The 14,833-nt window shown below is 65.5% G+C and carries 12 protein-coding genes and 3 pseudogenes; 5 read left to right on the forward strand and 10 right to left on the reverse strand.

Going from position 1 to position 14,833, the window contains the following annotated elements:
- Nucleotides 1–84 precede the first annotated feature (84 nt).
- From MMSR116_RS02180 to MMSR116_RS02215, 8 genes and pseudogenes are all read right to left on the reverse strand, one after another.
- Nucleotides 85–498 (reverse strand): DUF3768 domain-containing protein, encoded by a 414-nt coding sequence (locus tag MMSR116_RS02180; RefSeq protein WP_010686480.1) that lies wholly within the window; start codon nucleotides 496–498, stop codon nucleotides 85–87.
- Between the two features lie 326 nt (nucleotides 499–824).
- Nucleotides 825–1,186, reverse strand: a pseudogene (locus MMSR116_RS31665) (DDE-type integrase/transposase/recombinase); the annotation flags it as partial.
- Nucleotides 1,150–1,395, reverse strand: coding sequence for a hypothetical protein (locus MMSR116_RS02190; protein WP_010686481.1), 246 nt, complete (start codon nucleotides 1,393–1,395; stop codon nucleotides 1,150–1,152). The pseudogene MMSR116_RS31665 and the gene MMSR116_RS02190, both read right to left, overlap by 37 nt.
- A gap of 124 nt (nucleotides 1,396–1,519) precedes the next feature.
- On the reverse strand, nucleotides 1,520–1,825 hold the full coding sequence (locus MMSR116_RS02195; protein WP_010686482.1) for a YciI family protein: 306 nt from the start codon (nucleotides 1,823–1,825) through the stop codon (nucleotides 1,520–1,522).
- Between the two features lie 20 nt (nucleotides 1,826–1,845).
- Complete coding sequence (locus MMSR116_RS02200; RefSeq protein ID WP_010686483.1) at nucleotides 1,846–2,310, reverse strand: nuclear transport factor 2 family protein; 465 nt, start codon at nucleotides 2,308–2,310, stop codon at nucleotides 1,846–1,848.
- Complete coding sequence (locus tag MMSR116_RS02205) at nucleotides 2,300–3,085, reverse strand: hypothetical protein (protein WP_010686484.1); 786 nt, start codon at nucleotides 3,083–3,085, stop codon at nucleotides 2,300–2,302. The genes MMSR116_RS02200 and MMSR116_RS02205 overlap by 11 nt, the downstream gene beginning before the upstream one ends.
- Before the next feature lie 109 nt (nucleotides 3,086–3,194).
- The gene (locus tag MMSR116_RS02210; protein ID WP_010686485.1) at nucleotides 3,195–4,391 is read right to left on the reverse strand and encodes an L-talarate/galactarate dehydratase; all 1,197 of its coding nucleotides are present in this window, start codon (nucleotides 4,389–4,391) and stop codon (nucleotides 3,195–3,197) included.
- 51 nt (nucleotides 4,392–4,442) lie between these two features.
- Nucleotides 4,443–5,804 (reverse strand): MFS transporter, encoded by a 1,362-nt coding sequence (locus tag MMSR116_RS02215; RefSeq protein ID WP_010686486.1) that lies wholly within the window; start codon nucleotides 5,802–5,804, stop codon nucleotides 4,443–4,445.
- A 180-nt stretch (nucleotides 5,805–5,984) separates the two neighbouring features.
- Here MMSR116_RS02215 and MMSR116_RS02220 point away from each other — a divergent pair, with 180 nt between their 5' ends.
- The 4 genes and pseudogenes from MMSR116_RS02220 to MMSR116_RS02235 all read left to right on the forward strand — a co-directional run bounded on the left by MMSR116_RS02220 (nucleotide 5,985) and on the right by MMSR116_RS02235 (nucleotide 11,525).
- Complete coding sequence (locus MMSR116_RS02220) at nucleotides 5,985–6,863, forward strand: LysR family transcriptional regulator (protein ID WP_010686487.1); 879 nt, start codon at nucleotides 5,985–5,987, stop codon at nucleotides 6,861–6,863.
- A gap of 131 nt (nucleotides 6,864–6,994) precedes the next feature.
- Nucleotides 6,995–8,527: a UxaA family hydrolase gene (locus MMSR116_RS02225; protein WP_010686488.1), complete on the forward strand. Its 1,533-nt coding sequence runs from the start codon at nucleotides 6,995–6,997 to the stop codon at nucleotides 8,525–8,527.
- A 26-nt stretch (nucleotides 8,528–8,553) separates the two neighbouring features.
- Nucleotides 8,554–10,086: pseudogene (locus MMSR116_RS02230) on the forward strand (UxaA family hydrolase).
- Between the two features lie 353 nt (nucleotides 10,087–10,439).
- On the forward strand, nucleotides 10,440–11,525 hold the full coding sequence (locus MMSR116_RS02235; protein ID WP_010686491.1) for an isocitrate/isopropylmalate dehydrogenase family protein: 1,086 nt from the start codon (nucleotides 10,440–10,442) through the stop codon (nucleotides 11,523–11,525).
- A gap of 251 nt (nucleotides 11,526–11,776) precedes the next feature.
- Here the strand turns inward: MMSR116_RS02235 and MMSR116_RS02240 are convergent.
- Nucleotides 11,777–12,169, reverse strand: a pseudogene (locus tag MMSR116_RS02240) (isocitrate/isopropylmalate family dehydrogenase); the annotation flags it as partial.
- 408 nt (nucleotides 12,170–12,577) lie between these two features.
- Here MMSR116_RS02240 and MMSR116_RS02245 point away from each other — a divergent pair.
- Nucleotides 12,578–12,742 (forward strand): hypothetical protein, encoded by a 165-nt coding sequence (locus MMSR116_RS02245; protein WP_010686494.1) that lies wholly within the window; start codon nucleotides 12,578–12,580, stop codon nucleotides 12,740–12,742.
- Between the two features lie 15 nt (nucleotides 12,743–12,757).
- Here the strand turns inward: MMSR116_RS02245 and tkt are convergent, their stop codons facing one another.
- Nucleotides 12,758–14,752, reverse strand: coding sequence for a transketolase (gene tkt, locus MMSR116_RS02250; RefSeq protein ID WP_010686495.1), 1,995 nt, complete (start codon nucleotides 14,750–14,752; stop codon nucleotides 12,758–12,760).
- Nucleotides 14,753–14,833 lie beyond the last annotated feature (81 nt).

Raw genomic sequence — 14,833 nt, forward strand, 5'->3', positions numbered from 1 at the left:
CCACGCGGTTGAGGACGTGTGACCTCGTCGCTTTGGGGCGAATCATCACGGGGCGGGCGCACTGCCTCGGGAACGGGCACCACCTCAGTACTCATCGGCGCACATGATCGTGAGCACACGGGTCGTGACCGCGGGGTCAGTTGGATCCGGTGAGCCGCCGAGCAGCGCCCGATCGTAGGCGTCGATTTTCCAGAAGAAGCGCTCGCCGCCGACCTCCACGGCGCCGAAGTCGTGCTCGCCGTGGGGATCGTTGTCGGGGTCGAAGCTGCTGAAGCGGCGCACGGCCAGCAACAGGGCGATGCGGTCAATCTCGGCCAGTTCGATCACGCCGGGCGTCTCGACCACTTGCCCACCAGCGAAGCTGCGCCGAAAGGCATCGTTCAGGGCGCGCACGCAGGCGGTAGAAGCGGTGGCGGCTATCGACGACTGACTTGGCTTCTGCGCCGTGCCGAACGCGGCGGAGTGGTCGGCTGATGTCAAGAATTCAGCCCTGCTCATGGTGAACCTCGCAAAGAAGAAGGGGCCCCGTTTGGGACCCCTTGCTGGTGGTGTACGCGTTGGAGTGGTTTGGTCGCCTAGCTTGGGTGCCAAGGACCTGCGCGTTCGGTAGTGCGGCGATCGCGTCATGTCGGGCCTCGACAACAAGGGGCGATGATACCGATACTATAGGATTTAATTCATATTGTCAATGGTGCCGAGCTGCGCGAGCGAGGGGGCACAGTGCGAATGGTTCTGAGCGTCCATCGCCACGAGTCCGGAGAGGCAGCAATCACGGCTATGACCGGAACTGGCCGTGTGTGGACGGCTCTCCGTTGGCAAGGGGTTTCTTTGATCCAGGCGCCGATCCGTGCCAGGGCGGTGTCGGCGTCGAGACGGGGTTGGACGCGGGCATAGTCGCGCTTGAGCGTTTTGACGAACGCCTCGCTCAACCCGTTGCTCACGGGCGAGCGCACCGGCGTGAAGCAGGGCACGAGACCTAGGGCTGCCGCGAAGGACAGCATCTCGGCGGCCGTGAAGGCAGAGCCGTTATCGGCCAGCCACTGCACGGGATGGGTGGTGCGCAGGCCGGTGAAGCGCACCTCCACGCGGTCAGCATGAGATCGCGCACCATCTGACCGGTGACCCCGCCCGTCGAGGCCACCCAGGCGATCACTTCGCGATCATGGGTGTCGGTGGCGAAGGCTCCTCCAGCAGGCCCATGCAGGCGGCTCCGAGCTTGCATTGGTCCGCCACCGTCAGCTTCGGCCGGCGCGTGAGCGCAGCGATCGCAGCCGCGAAGTAGTGGCGCAGCGACGGCTGCTTGCTGGCCGGCACGGTCGAGAACAGCTCGCTGTGAACGGCGCGCATCTTACGCGCATGCTTGGCATAATCCGGCAGGTTCAGGGTCGAAGACAACGTCAATGAGGCGTCGCCCGGGCGAGTGTCGGGTTCCGACGCGTGTGTCCGTCAGCCCTCCGGGAGAGGGGATCCGCGTGCAATCGGATACCATCCTACCGGCGGCAAACCGCTCGGACTGCCTCTAAACTGTCTGTCCCATGAGCGCGGACCAATCCACGCGACGGAATGGGTAGATCTGGATGTCGTCCCAGATCTTCTCGCGAGCGTAAATTTCGTCGGCGAGATACGCGTCGAGGCTCGCGCGGTCCGGGAACTCGCACATCACGATAGAGCCGACCATGTGGCCGTCCTCGTCGAGGATCGCGCCGCCGTCGACGATCTCACCCACCTGCTTGCGGGCGCGGATGCCCTCCATGTGGGTCCCGCGTGCCGCAAGGCGGCGCTCAAGGGCACTAGGTGCGTCCCGCGCTACGATTACGTACTGCATGACGTCCGTTCCTCCTTTGGTCAGGTTGACGATCCGCTCGACGCCAAGTGATAGCCGCGACCCGCATAATCGAATTTATGGAGCTGCGAGATCTTCAGCGTCGGGTCGGCCGAGGCCGCATAATAGGCACGGATCTCCCTGATCCGGCCGCTCCCCTCGTCGAACACGTACCACTCGTCGCCTCGCAGCACCGTGCCGGACTTGTTCTTCCAATGCGTCCACTCGATCACCGCCTCAGGCGCGGTCGAGGAGCACAGCACCCGCTCGATCGTCCACTGCGAGCCCAACGTCTCGACGCACCAAATCCAGCCGCGGGCGATCGCCTCGGCCCCGCGCCACGGCGCGCCCGGTAGGCCGGGTGGGAAGTAATGGACCGCGTCCGGCGTGAACGAGGCAATCAGGGCGTCGTAGTCGGCGGCGTTGCAGGCGTCAAAGTAGCGCCGGATCGTCGCCTCCATCGCGGCTGGGGTCAGATCATGCGGCATCGCGGCCTCCGGCGCGGATCTTCGGCGCGTCCTCGGGTTTGGCACCAGCCGCCTTCCAGGCGGCATAGTCGGCCCGGATCTGGTTGGTCGGCGGGTAGACGCCGTACAGGCCCTCGCCCGCGGCGACGCGGTAGTGCAGGTACTTCTCCAGAGCGTCGCGCGCCTCGCACAGGTCCGCCATCTCGGCGGCGAGATGGCGCGGGATCACCGTGACGCCGTCGCCGTCGCCGACCAGGATGTCGCCGGGGTATACCGCGACGTCCGCGCAGGCCACCGGCACGTTCAGGTCGACCACCCGGTGGTAGGACAGCCGAGTCGAGGCGACCACTTCGCGCGCGTAGGCGGGGAAATCGAGCTGTGCCAGCTCGACGCCGTCGCGGAACGAGCCGTCCGTGACGATCGCCGCCGCGCCGCGCACTTTAAGGCGGGTCGGCAGCATCGCCCCGGCCGAGGCCGCGCGGGGATCGTTGCGGCTGTCGATGACGAGGACGTGGCCCTCGGGGATATTCTCGACCGCCTCCCACTGGAGGTTGTCGGGGTTGGCGTGCGGCTTGAGGGTGTCGATCGTGTCGAGATCTTCGCGCGCCGGGATCATGCGTATCGGGTAGGCTTCGCCCGCGAACTTAACCGCGTTCGGGTTCATCGGCCTGAGTCCGACGAGGAAGCACTGGCGCAGGCCCTTCTTGAACAGCTCCGTGGTGAGCGAGCCGCTAGTGCAGTGCTTCAACCGCTCGATCACCTCCCGCGACACCGGGATTCTTTTTGGGTCTTCCATCGCAATTTCTCCGTCAGGGCGACTGGCCGATGCCGGTGGCCGTCGCGGATCAGTGGGTTCGAGTGTCCAGGGCGCCGGCATCACCTGCCGGCGCCAGATCCCAAAAGGATCAGCGGCGCTTGCCGACCTCGTGGGTCGCCTGCGTCCAGGCGCGAGCTTGCTCCGAGAGGCTGAAGCCGAGGCCGGGGCGGTTCGGGACGATCATCCGCCCGTCCCGAACCTCCAGGGTTTCGTTGAACATCGCCTCAGACCACTCGAAGTGCTCGACCCACGGCTCGCGGCCGTAGGCAGCGGTCAGGTGGAGGTGGATCTCCATGCAGTAGTGCGGCGCGAGACGCAGCTTCTTGTGGTCAGCCAGCGCCATGATCTTGAGGAACGGGGTGATGCCCCCGACCCGCGGCGCGTCCGGTTGGATGAAGTCGACCGAGTCGTGGCGGATCAGCTCGTAATGCTCATCGACGCTGGTCAGCATCTCGCCGGTGGCGATCGGGGTTGCGAGCTCCCGCGCGAGCGCGGCGTGGCCCTCGTAGTCGTAGGCGTCGAGTGGCTCCTCGATCCAGGTAAGGTCGAACTGCTCGGCGATTCGGCCGAAGCGGAGCGCCGTGGTCCGATCCCACTGCTGGTTCGCGTCGATCGCCAGCGGCACGTCGCCGATGTGGTTGCGCACCGCCTCGATGCGCTGCAGGTCGATCATCGGGTCGGGCTGGCCGACCTTCAGCTTGACCGCGCCGATGCCCTTCTCAAGCGCCATCGAAATGCGCTCCTTCACCTCCTCGATCGGCATCGAGAGGTAGCCACCCGAGGTGTTGTAGCAGCGCACGGCGTCGCGGTGGGCGCCCAGCAGCTTGGCCAGCGGCAGGTCGGCGCGCTTGGCCTTTAAGTCCCAGAGCGCGATGTCGAAGGCCGCAATCGCCTGTGTGGCGAGACCACTTCGTCCGACCGAAGCGCCGGCCCACGCGAGTTTATCCCAGAGGCGGGCGATGTCGTTCGGATCCTCACCAATCAATTCGTCCGCAATCTCCTGGGAATGGACGAACTGGCCTCGTCCTCCAGCGCGCTTTGAGTAGCTGTAGCCGATGCCGCTGTAGCCTCGCTCGGTCTCGATCTCGGCGAACAGGAAGGCGATCTCGGTAAGCGGCTTCTGGCGCCCGGTCAGCACCTTCGCATCGCTGATCGGGGCGGCGAGCGGCAGGAATACCAGCGAGGTCTTGACCCACGCGATCCGGTCTGTAGTGGCCTCACCCGGCGCCAGTCCCGCGGCGAGCGGACTGGCGATGATGCGGGGGAACGTCGTCGTACCGGTCATGGAACAATCTCCTTCGACAATTGTGAGGATGTGAGAGCTGGCGCTACCGCGTCATTCGGCCGGGACAGCCTCGGCTTGGGCGAGGCGTGAGCCCTTGCGGATCTCAAGGCGCTGGATCGGTCCGACGATAAACCAATAGCAGAGCACCGCTCCGAGGCCGTGCAGGCCGACGTAGAGGAGCGCGCCATTGAACGATCCGGTCGCGGACAGGATGTAGCCAATGGCCAAGGGGGTCACGATGCCAGCGGTGTTGCCCAGAGCGTTGAAGACGCCGCCGGTGATGCCGACAATCTCTTTTGGCGCCGTGTCGGCGACGATAGTCCACCCAAGTGAGCCGAAGCCCTTGCCGAAGAAGGCAGCGCTCATCAGGAAGATGATGACGGCGGTCGAGTCGACGTAGTTGCAGCCGATAATCAGCGAACTCATGATGAGGCCGATGGTGATCGGCACCTTGCGGGCGATCGACAGCGATCCAGTTCGATGCAGCAGCCAATCAGAAATAAAGCCGGTGGAGACGCCGCCGACGAAGCCGGCGATCGCCGGGATGGTCGCGACGAGGCTCGCATCAAAGACCGAGAAGCCACGTCCTTTGACGAGGTAACTCGGGAACCACGACACGAAGAACCACGTAATGGATGAGATGCAATACTGAGAAATGAATACGCCGACCAGCATCCGGCTGCGGAACAGCTCGCCAATGTCAGAGAACGACGGGCCGGTGTGTCCAGGCGAGGTCGTTTGCGCTTTCGAGCTGAGTTCGATCAACCCGCCGCCGGACTGGATGAGTTCGAGTTCGCTCTTGCTAATCCTCGGGTGCTCGCTTGGAGCGTAGTAGAAGATCGCCCAAGCGACCGCGAAGACGAAACCGACCACGCCCATGACGCTGAAGATGTGCTCCCAACCGAAGCGGTGGTCGAGGAAGCCCATCAGGGGCGTGAAAATGACGAGCGCGACGTACTGCGCGCTATTAAAGATCGCGCCGGCTTTGCCGCGCTCGGCGGAGGGGAACCACGCCGCGATGATGCGTCCGGCCGCCGGTCCCACAGGCGCCTCGAAGGTACCAAGTAGGAATCTCAGAAGAAGCATCGCCAGGAACGGGTATGCGACGAGACCGACGCCGCTCATTAGAAACGTCATCAGTGACCATAAAACTACACCGGCTAAGATCGTAGTTTTGGCGCCGATCTTGTCGACGATCCAACCAGCGGGAAGATGAGCAAGAACGTAGGCCCAGGCGAAAGATGAGAAGAGCCATCCCATTTGGATCGGATCGATCCCGAGCGACTTCGACATATTTGGGCCAGCGATCGCTAGGGTGGCACGATCGCCGCTGCTGAGCGCCAGCAGAATCGTGATCAGGGCCAGAACGCCAAATCTGTAACGACTTTTTGCGCGTGCGATGTCGGCTGGCATGGCTTCCCTCCTCGCACGAATACTTGGAGCGGCCCCTCAATCCGGTCCGAAGGCCGTCGATAACCGCTCGCTGTCCGTGCCAATTTTTCCCGCTCTGAATGGCGGTGCTCGGAAGGTAGTCTGGACATCGATCCACGTCCAAAACTAAAATTGCATCGCATCAATACGCGGATGGCATCGATGTTCGAGTTGGCTCAGCTGCGCTGCTTCGTCGAGGTGGCGCGCGAACTCCATTTCGGGCGTGCGGCGCAGCGCTTGAACATGACGCAGCCACCGCTCAGTCGGCAGATCCAGATGCTCGAACGCGAGCTGAAAGCTTCGTTATTCGAACGGACGAGTCGCTCCGTCGTCCTCACACCAGCAGGCCGCGTCTTTCTGGTCGAGGCGAAGGCGATCCTGGAACGCAGCGAGGAGGCTGCCAAAATCGTTCGGGATGCTGCGAAGACCGCGCGCGGCCAGCTAAAGATTGGCATCGTCGCAGCCACTACTTACAGCCTGCTGCCGGGCATCGTGGTGCGGGCTCGAGAGGTCCTTCCGCATGTGGACCTTGCCTTCGAAGAGCTAACCTCAATTGAGCAGCCCGAAGCTCTGTCGTTCAGTCGCATCGATGTCGGGATCGCCCGGCCGATAACATGCCCGGACGGCATCAACTCCCGCTGCATAATGCGGGGCGGCTTCTCCCTCGCCTTGCCCCTTGATCACCCGCTGGCTAGGCGGCGGCGACCAACCCTGGAACAGCTCCATGGCGAGCGGTTCATCATGTATTCGGAGGGTGGTCGCTACATGCGCGATCTGCTCTTGGCGGCCTTCAAGATGTCGAGCGTCCGACCGCTCTACGTACAGCACATGGCTCAAGCGCAGGCGATTTTATCACTGGTGAGCACCGGCCTCGGCATCGGTGTGGTGCCGGAAGAGACCCGCAACGCCTGTTTCGACAACGTCGTGTTTCGGCCGATCAAGCTCGGCCCTTCCATCGCCGCCGAGTTTCATGCGCTTTGGCGACCGGCAAACCGCAACCCAGCCCTGTCGCCGTTCCTTGATCTCATCGAGCCACCGTAATTGGCCACTTACCCGCCATCGTCGATTGATGCTTCTGTTGCATCGAAACGATGCAAAATTTAGTCTGGCCCGGCATCGGTGGGCACTGTTAATTGCAACGTATTGAGAACAAAGTATCGGAAGGACGAGCCGTGCAGACCATCGGCGATCCTGTTTTGCGCGTGGGCAGACACGATAATGTTGTCTTGGCACGGGTGGCACTATCTGCAGGCGCAAGCGCCAGTTCAGAGGGTCTGACAATCACGGGTGATATACCCGTAGGCCACAAGATCGTGGCGCGGTCCATTCAGGCAGGCGAGCCGGTGGTCAAGGGCGAGGCAGTGATCGGGCTTGCTTCCCGCGACATGCTGCCCGGTGAGCATCTAGCCGCAGCAGATCTGTACTTGCCGGAACCGGCGGCGCTGAGCGCGACTACGCCCATTCGCCAAGGAACGCCCTCAATCTCGGATGAGGCAGACCGGCCAACCTTTCAGGGGTTCGTTCGCCCGAACGGCGATGTGGCCACGCGCAACTACGTTGGACTATTCGTCGTGGGCAATTGCGGGGCAACGGTAGCCCGCAAATCTGCAGACTATTTCGATGAATTACTTCTCGCTCCCTATCCGAACGTCGACGGCGTGGTGCCGTTTGTGCACGAGATTGGCTGCGGCATGGAGATGACCGGCGAGCCGATGGACCTCCTGCGCCGAACCATTTCGGGCTTCATTCGCAACCCGAACATCGCTGCCGCCGTGATCGTGGCGCTTGGCTGTGAACGCAACAACTTGGGCGCCTTTCTAGAGCAGGAAAGGCTCGCGGTCGGCGATAAGCTGCGCACCGTCACGATCCAGGAGGTCGGTGGCATCACCAACGCGGTTGAAGCTGCCAAGCGGTACGTCCGCGAAATGCTGCCCACGGCGAACGCCGCGCGGCGCGAGACGGTCTCGGTCGCGCACCTGCGCCTCGGCCTTCAGTCCGGCGGTACTGACGCCTTTTCGGGTTTTTCGGCCGATCCAGCACTTGGCCACGCGGTAGATTTGCTTGTCCGTCACGGCGGCACTGCGGTCCTATCCGGCACGCCGGAGGTGGCCTGTCTTGCTGGAGAGTTCCGGCTCCGGGCCGCCACACCGCAGGTCGCCGACGCCTTTGACGAGCGCGTCGAGTGGTGGAGGCAGTACGGAGCCGGCAAGGACATCCTCGCCAACGGCCGCGTCGGCCGGGCGTCTGAGGCGGCGGGTGTGTCGAACTTGCTGGAGAAGGTGCGTGGGACGGTCAAGAAGGCGGGTACGGCGCCGATCGCAGCTGTATACCGCTATGCCGAGCGCGTTGGCGCGAACGGTTTGGTCTTCATGGACACGCCGACCTACGAGCCCGTTTCAGTCACCGGGCAGATCGCGGGTGGCGCGACGCTGATCGCATTCACTACTGGCCTCGGCTCCTCCTTCGGCTCACTGCCGGCCCCGACCGTCAAGCTCGCCGCGACCTCGGCGCTTTTTGCGCGGATGGAAGACGACATGGACGTGGATTGCGGACCGGTCCTCGACGGGAAACAGAGCGTCGAGGTGATGGGTCGGGCGATCTTCGAGCAGCTGCTGCGCCACGCCTCCGGCGAGGCGACCAAGAGCGAGGAGGCGGGGATGGGCGAGAACGAGTTCGTCCCCTGGCCGATCGGCGTGCTCGCCTGATCGCTTTGCAATCGAGTAAAAGAGCCATGACCCAGACCGCTGCCAACCCCTTCATCCGCCTCGACCCACGCGACAACGTCGTCGTTGCACGCATGCCGGTGCCGGAAGGCACCTCGGTCCCCAGCGAGGGCCTGACGACGCGCAACGCCGTGCCTTCCGGCCACAAAATTGCAGCGCGCCTAATTCGCGGCGGCGAGCCAGTTCTTAAGTACAACACTGTGATCGGCTACGCACCGGCTGACATCCCGCCCGGCACCCACATGCACAGTCACAACATCCTGTTCGACGCCGTGGAGAAGGATTACGCTTTTTCGCGGGACTACCGGCCCACTGAGTTCGTGCCGCAGGCCGAGCGGGCGACCTTTCAAGGGATTGTCCGGCCGGACGGACGGGTCGCGACCCGCAACTACGTCGGCGTGTTCGTGGTCGGCAACTCCGCCGCCACCGCGGCGCGCAAGATCGCCAACTATTTCGATGCCGAGCGCCTCGGTACCTACCCGATGGTCGACGGCGTCGTGCCGTACATCCACGAGATGGGGGACGGCATGGAACGCACCGGCGAATCTATGGACCTCCTCCGCCGCACACTTGGCGGCTACATCCGGCACGCTAATACTGCTGGCGCCCTGCTCATCGCGCAGGGCTACGAGGACAACGCCCTCGACGACCTCCTGCGCGAACAGGGCCTGCGGGTCGGACCGCGCCTCAAGACGCTCGTGGTGTCGGAGTGCGGCGGCCTTCGCAAGGCAGTGGAAGCGGGCAAGGCGCTGGTGGCTGAGATGCTGCCCGTCGCCAACCGAGTTTGCCGAGAGCCGGTCTCGGCCGAACACCTGACGATCGGCATGCAGTGCGGCGGTTCTGACGGCTTTTCCGGCTTGTCGGCTAACCCGGCTTTAGGCGCGGCAATGGACATCTTGGTTCGCCACGGCGGCACCGCGATCCTCTCGGAGACATCCGAGCTGTTCGGCGTCGAGCACACCCTGACCGCGCGTGCGATTACTCCCGAGGTCGGCCAGAAGTTCCTCGACCGGATAGCGTGGTGGCTGGCCTACAACGAAGGCCGCGACTGCCAGATCAACGGCAAGGTCAGCCCCGGCAACAATGCCGGCGGCTTGGCGAACGTTCTGGAAAAGTCGCTCGGCGGCGCCAAGAAGGGTGGAAGCTCGCCGCTGATGGAGGTGTACAAATACGCTGAGCCGGTGACGGCCAAGGGTTTGGTGATCATGGATACGCCGGGCTATGACCCGGCCTCGGCGACCGGCTAGATTGCTGGGGGCGCCAATATGGTCATGTTCACCACAGGTCGCGGTTCCTGCTTCGGCTCGGTGCCCGCTCCGACCATCAAGCTCGCCTCGAACACGCCGATGTACGAGCGTATGGTTGCCGACATGGACATCAACTGCGGCGCTGTCATCGACGGCGAGATTGACATCCCCGAGATGGGTCGCCGTATCTTCACACAGCTCCTGCGTCATGCATCGGGGGAGAAGACCAAGAGCGAGCGCAATGGCGCCGGCGAGAACGAATTTGTGCCGTGGCCGATCGGTGTCGTTTCCTAGAGTTCCGGAGTTTGGTGCTTGAATTATCTAGCTACAAGTGGACGACATCGTCCTCTTGCCCCTATCGCCTAATCGAAACCAGCAGGGCGGCTTTCGGTCAGAAACCGCCAGCAGCGATGTCTTGTCGAGTGTCCTAGTCGAGTGGTTTCCTACCCTTCCGCTTCCAGATGCCCGATGCATCGAAGTAGACATAGGCGCTAGCACCGTCCACAACCCGAAGCAGAGCCGACCTTTGTCGCAATAGGGTACAAAGCTGCTGCGCCCCGCAACGCGAATTCCTCCTTGCGCCTTCTGCCTGATGCGAGAGGTGGAGTGTAAGGCGGCAATCTACCGACGAACCCAGGGAAACGCTCATGCACCTCGTTGTTCTGCCGGGGGACGGGATCGGCCCCGAGATCTCGCAGGCCACCCGCCGCGTGCTGGAGAGCGTGGACCGTACCCTCTCCCTAGGGCTCACTTTCGAGGAGCACGAGATCGGGCTCGCCCGGCTCGCCAAGGACGGCTCGACCTTCCCGGAGGCGGTGTTGGAACGCGCCCGCGCGGCGGACGGAATGGTCCTCGGGCCGGTCTCGCATTCTGACTACCCGGCCCGTGAGCAGGGTGGGATCAACGGCTCGGCGCTGCTGCGACGCGAACTCGATCTCTACGCCAACATCCGGCCGTGCCGCTCGCGGGAAGGGCTGGCCTACTACGGCCGCACACCGCTCGACCTCGTGATCGTCCGCGAGAACACGGAGGGCTTTTACGCAGACCGGACCATGCACATGGGCACCGGGGAGTTCATGCCGACCCCGGATGTCGCCATCGCCATGCGCAAGGTGACCGCCCAAGGGTCAGAGCGCGTCGCGCGGGCCGCCTTCGAGATCGCTCGGACCCGACCCAGGCGGAAGCTAACCTACGTCCACAAGGTCAACGTCCTCAAGATGTCGGACGCGCTGTTCCTGAAGGAGTGCCGCCGGGTGGCGGAAGGCTACCCAGACATCGCCACCGACGATCAGTTGATCGACTCGATGACTGCCATGCTGGTGCGGGATGCAGCCCGTTTCGACGTGATCGTGACCACCAACATGTTCGGCGACATCCTCTCGGATCTTGCGTCTGAACTGTCGGGCAGCCTCGGCCTTGGCGGCGCGATCAATGCGGGCGAGCGCCACTGCGTGGCCCAGGCCCAGCACGGCTCAGCGCCCGACATCCAGGGCCAGGACAAAGCCAACCCATGCTCGCTGATGTTGTCGGCTGCGATGCTCCTCGAATGGCTCGCGGACCGTCACGACCGGTCCGACCTTCGGCGGGGCGCTGCGGCGATCAATGCCGCTGTCGATCATCTAGTCAGAGACCCTTCAACTCGCACCCGCGATCTCGGCGGACTGCTCGGGACCCAGGCATTCGCTGTTACACTGTGCGACGAGGTCGAGCGGCGGCTTCGTCACACTCGATAGAGCTCTAAGCACCAGAAACGGGAAGATCCGCTTCACCCAACTGAGACGCACAAGCAGGCGGTCTTCGGCAGCCAGTGGCCCGGGCCGGCCGCTTCTGAGAAGCCCGACCGAAAAAGCGGACGGCCTCTTACCAACCCACAGCAGCCGCTCGGACCGTCTTTGGCGATGCCCGGAAGCAGCCATTGGCCAGCCGTCCACCAACCTTGGCTTCGGGTGGGAAGCCGGTCTTCCGGTTTCCGGTGCTTGAAGACCTACTGAGTTCGACGAAGCCGCTGCTCGACCTCATCGCATAGCGCCTCCGCGAAAGCCTGCGTGCCGAGCCCACCGCCGAGATCGCCGGTGCGCGTCGCCGGATTAACGAGCGCTCGGTCGATGGCCTGCTCGATGCCGCGCGCCGCGGTCCGGAAGTTCTCCCGCCCGGTCCTGCCGCCGTGCCAGTCGAGCAGGGCGGCGGCCGACAGCAGCAGGCCCAGCGGGTTGGCGATGTTGCGCCCGGCGATGTCCGGCGCGGACCCGTGCCCGGCATTCGCCGCCGCGCAGGCGTGGCCCACGTTGAGGGCCGAGGCAAGCCCGAGGCTCCCCGCTAGGGCATTGGCGAGGTTCGAAAGGATGTTGCCGTACATATTGCTGGTCAGGATGACGTCGAACGCGGCGGGCTAAACTCGCATATCTGCCACGTAGCTGACGAGCGGTGGCGCTGCGGTTGAAGCCTCGTTGACATGGCGCCCGCCTCCGCGAGCGCAGCGAAGCGGCCAAGGGCAGCGCGACCCCGGCAGCGCGGCGCCGCTGACCATCTTCGCTGCGCTCGCAAAGGCGCCGGGCCAATCTAAAGTCCGGTTTGAGGGTTCAGTGAGCATCGACGACTGCAGTGCACTCTTGGAGACGACCGCGGCGCGGCTTCGGCGCACGAACCGGTTAACAATGACCCTCGCCTCCATGATTTCGCTGCATGACAGCCCGCCTGTGTCGCCTCTCACGCACGCCGACGAACCAATTCATATTGCATCGCAACACGCCGGGCGTCCCGCCTAGCCTGACTGAGATCGCGCACGATGACCACCCTCGCCAACCTCGTCGGCCTCCGCATCGAGAACGGTGCGCCGCTTCTCGCGCAGATCGCCGGGCGCTTCGGCGGAGCAATGCGCCGCGCAGCGGCCGGGCGCTACGCCGAGCAGCGCGACCGGATCGTGCGCACCGGCGGCGCCGGCATGATCTGAGCCGTCCGGCGCGCCTCAGCGCAGGCGCGCCCGCGCGGCCCCGGCCACCGCCTCCGCGGTGATGCCGAAGTGGCGGAACAGGTCCTCCGGCGCGCCGGAGGCGCCGAAGCCGGTCATTCCGACGAAGCCGCCATCCTCGCCGATCCAGCGGTCCCAGCCGAAGCGCAGCGCGGCCTCGACCGCGACCCGCACTGTGTCCCGTGGGATGACGCGGTTGCGATACGCCGCTTCCTGCGCCGCGAAGGCCTCCCAGGAGGGCATGGAGACGACCGCGGTCGGTACGCCCTCCGCCTGCAGCGTGTCGCGGGCCGCGAGCGCCAGCGCGACCTCCGATCCGGTCCCGATCAGCGTCACCCGCCGCGGGCCCTCGGCCTCCGCCAGCACATAGGCGCCCCGCGCGCTCCGGTTCTCCCCGGCGCTCGACCGCTGCAGCGCCGGCAGCGCCTGCCGCGAGCAGACGAGCGAGCTCGGGCCCGTCCGGTTGGCAAGAGCGATCTCCCAGCACTCGGCGGTCTCCACCGCGTCGGCCGGGCGCAGCACCAGCATGTTGGGGATGGCTCGCAGTGACGCGAGGTACTCGACCGGCTGATGGGTCGGGCCGTTGCGGCCGATGGCGATCGAATCGTGGCTGTAGACCGTGATGACCGGCAGGTTCATCAGCGCCGCCATGCGCAGCGACGGGCGCATGTAGTCGGAGAAAACGAGGTAGGTGGCGCCCACCGGCACCAGGCCGCGATGGGCCGCGATGCCGTTCATCATCGAGCCCATCGCGTGTTCGCGGATGCCGTAATGCAGGTAGCGGCCGGACCGGTCCTGGGCCGTGAAGGCGTGGAGCGCGCCCTTGTGCCTCGTCGGCCCCTCCAGGTCCGGGGCGCCCGAGAACAGCTCCGGGATGGTGTCGGAGAGTTCGGCCACGATCCCGGCGGAGATCTCAATGCTCGAGCGCGCCTCACCCGCCTCGGCGAGGCGGTCGCGCAGGGCGCGGAGCCGCGCGTTCCAGCCCTCGGGCAGGCGGGCGTCGGACACCCGGTCGAACTCCGCCCGCGCGCCGGCCGGCAACGCCTCCCGGCGGCGCCCCCAGGCTGCGTAGGCGTCGCGGTTGCGCTCGCGGACGCCCCGACGCCACGCCTCCGCTACGTCGGCCGGCACGGTGAACGGCGGGTAGTCCCAGCCCCTGGCGGACCGCGCCTCGGCGCAGTCACTGTCGAGCACGCGCCCGCCATGGGCGCCGCGCTGGCCCTCGAGGCGCGGCAGGCCGCGGCCGATCACGGTCCGGCAGGCGATGAGGGTCGGGCGCGGGTCGCCCTGGGCGAGCCGGATCGCGGCCGAGACCGCCTCGACGTCGTGGCCGTCCGCGTCGATCACCTGCCAATCGGCGGCGCGGAAGCGCGCGCGCACGTCCTCCGAAATCGACAGGTCGGTGGAGCCGTCGTCGGTGACGCGGTTGTCGTCCCACAGGAAAGTGAGTTTCCCCAGGCGCAGATGGCCGGCGAGGGAGATCACCTCGTGGGCGATACCCTCCTGCAGGCAGCCGTCGCCGACCAGGGCGTAAGTGCGGTGGTCGACCAGCTCCGGGCCGAAGGCGGCCGCGAGCTTGGCCTCGGCCACCGCCATGCCGACCGCGTTGGCGATGCCCTGCCCCAGGGGACCGGTGGTCGCCTCAATGCCGAGCTCGGGCGCGATCTCCGGGTGGCCATGCGTGTGGGCGCCGAGCTCGCGGAACCGCCGGATCTGCTCCATTGGCAGGCCGGCATAGCCGGCGAGGTGGAGCGCCGCGTAGAGCAGCATCGAGCCGTGGCCGTTCGACAACACGAACCGGTCGCGGTTGGGCCAGACCGGGTCGTCCGGGTTGCAGCGCAGATGGCGCGTGAACAGCGCCACGGCGATCTCGGCGCAGCCCAGCGGGGCGCCGGGATGGCCGTCCCCGGCCCGCTCAATCGCGTCGAGGGCGAGGAAGCGGATTGCGTCAGCCATCCGGGCCGTGAGCGTGGGGCTGGGCGTATCGGTCATTGAGGGCACTCGGCGGTGGAGTCAGGATGCGCAGCGGCGGTCCGGACGGCATCGCGGCCGCCCGGGCAGGCTCGCCCCGGT

Origin of the sequence: Methylobacterium mesophilicum SR1.6/6, from assembly GCF_000364445.2 — a bacterium.
Taxonomy (GTDB): Bacteria; Pseudomonadota; Alphaproteobacteria; order Rhizobiales; family Beijerinckiaceae; genus Methylobacterium; species Methylobacterium mesophilicum_A.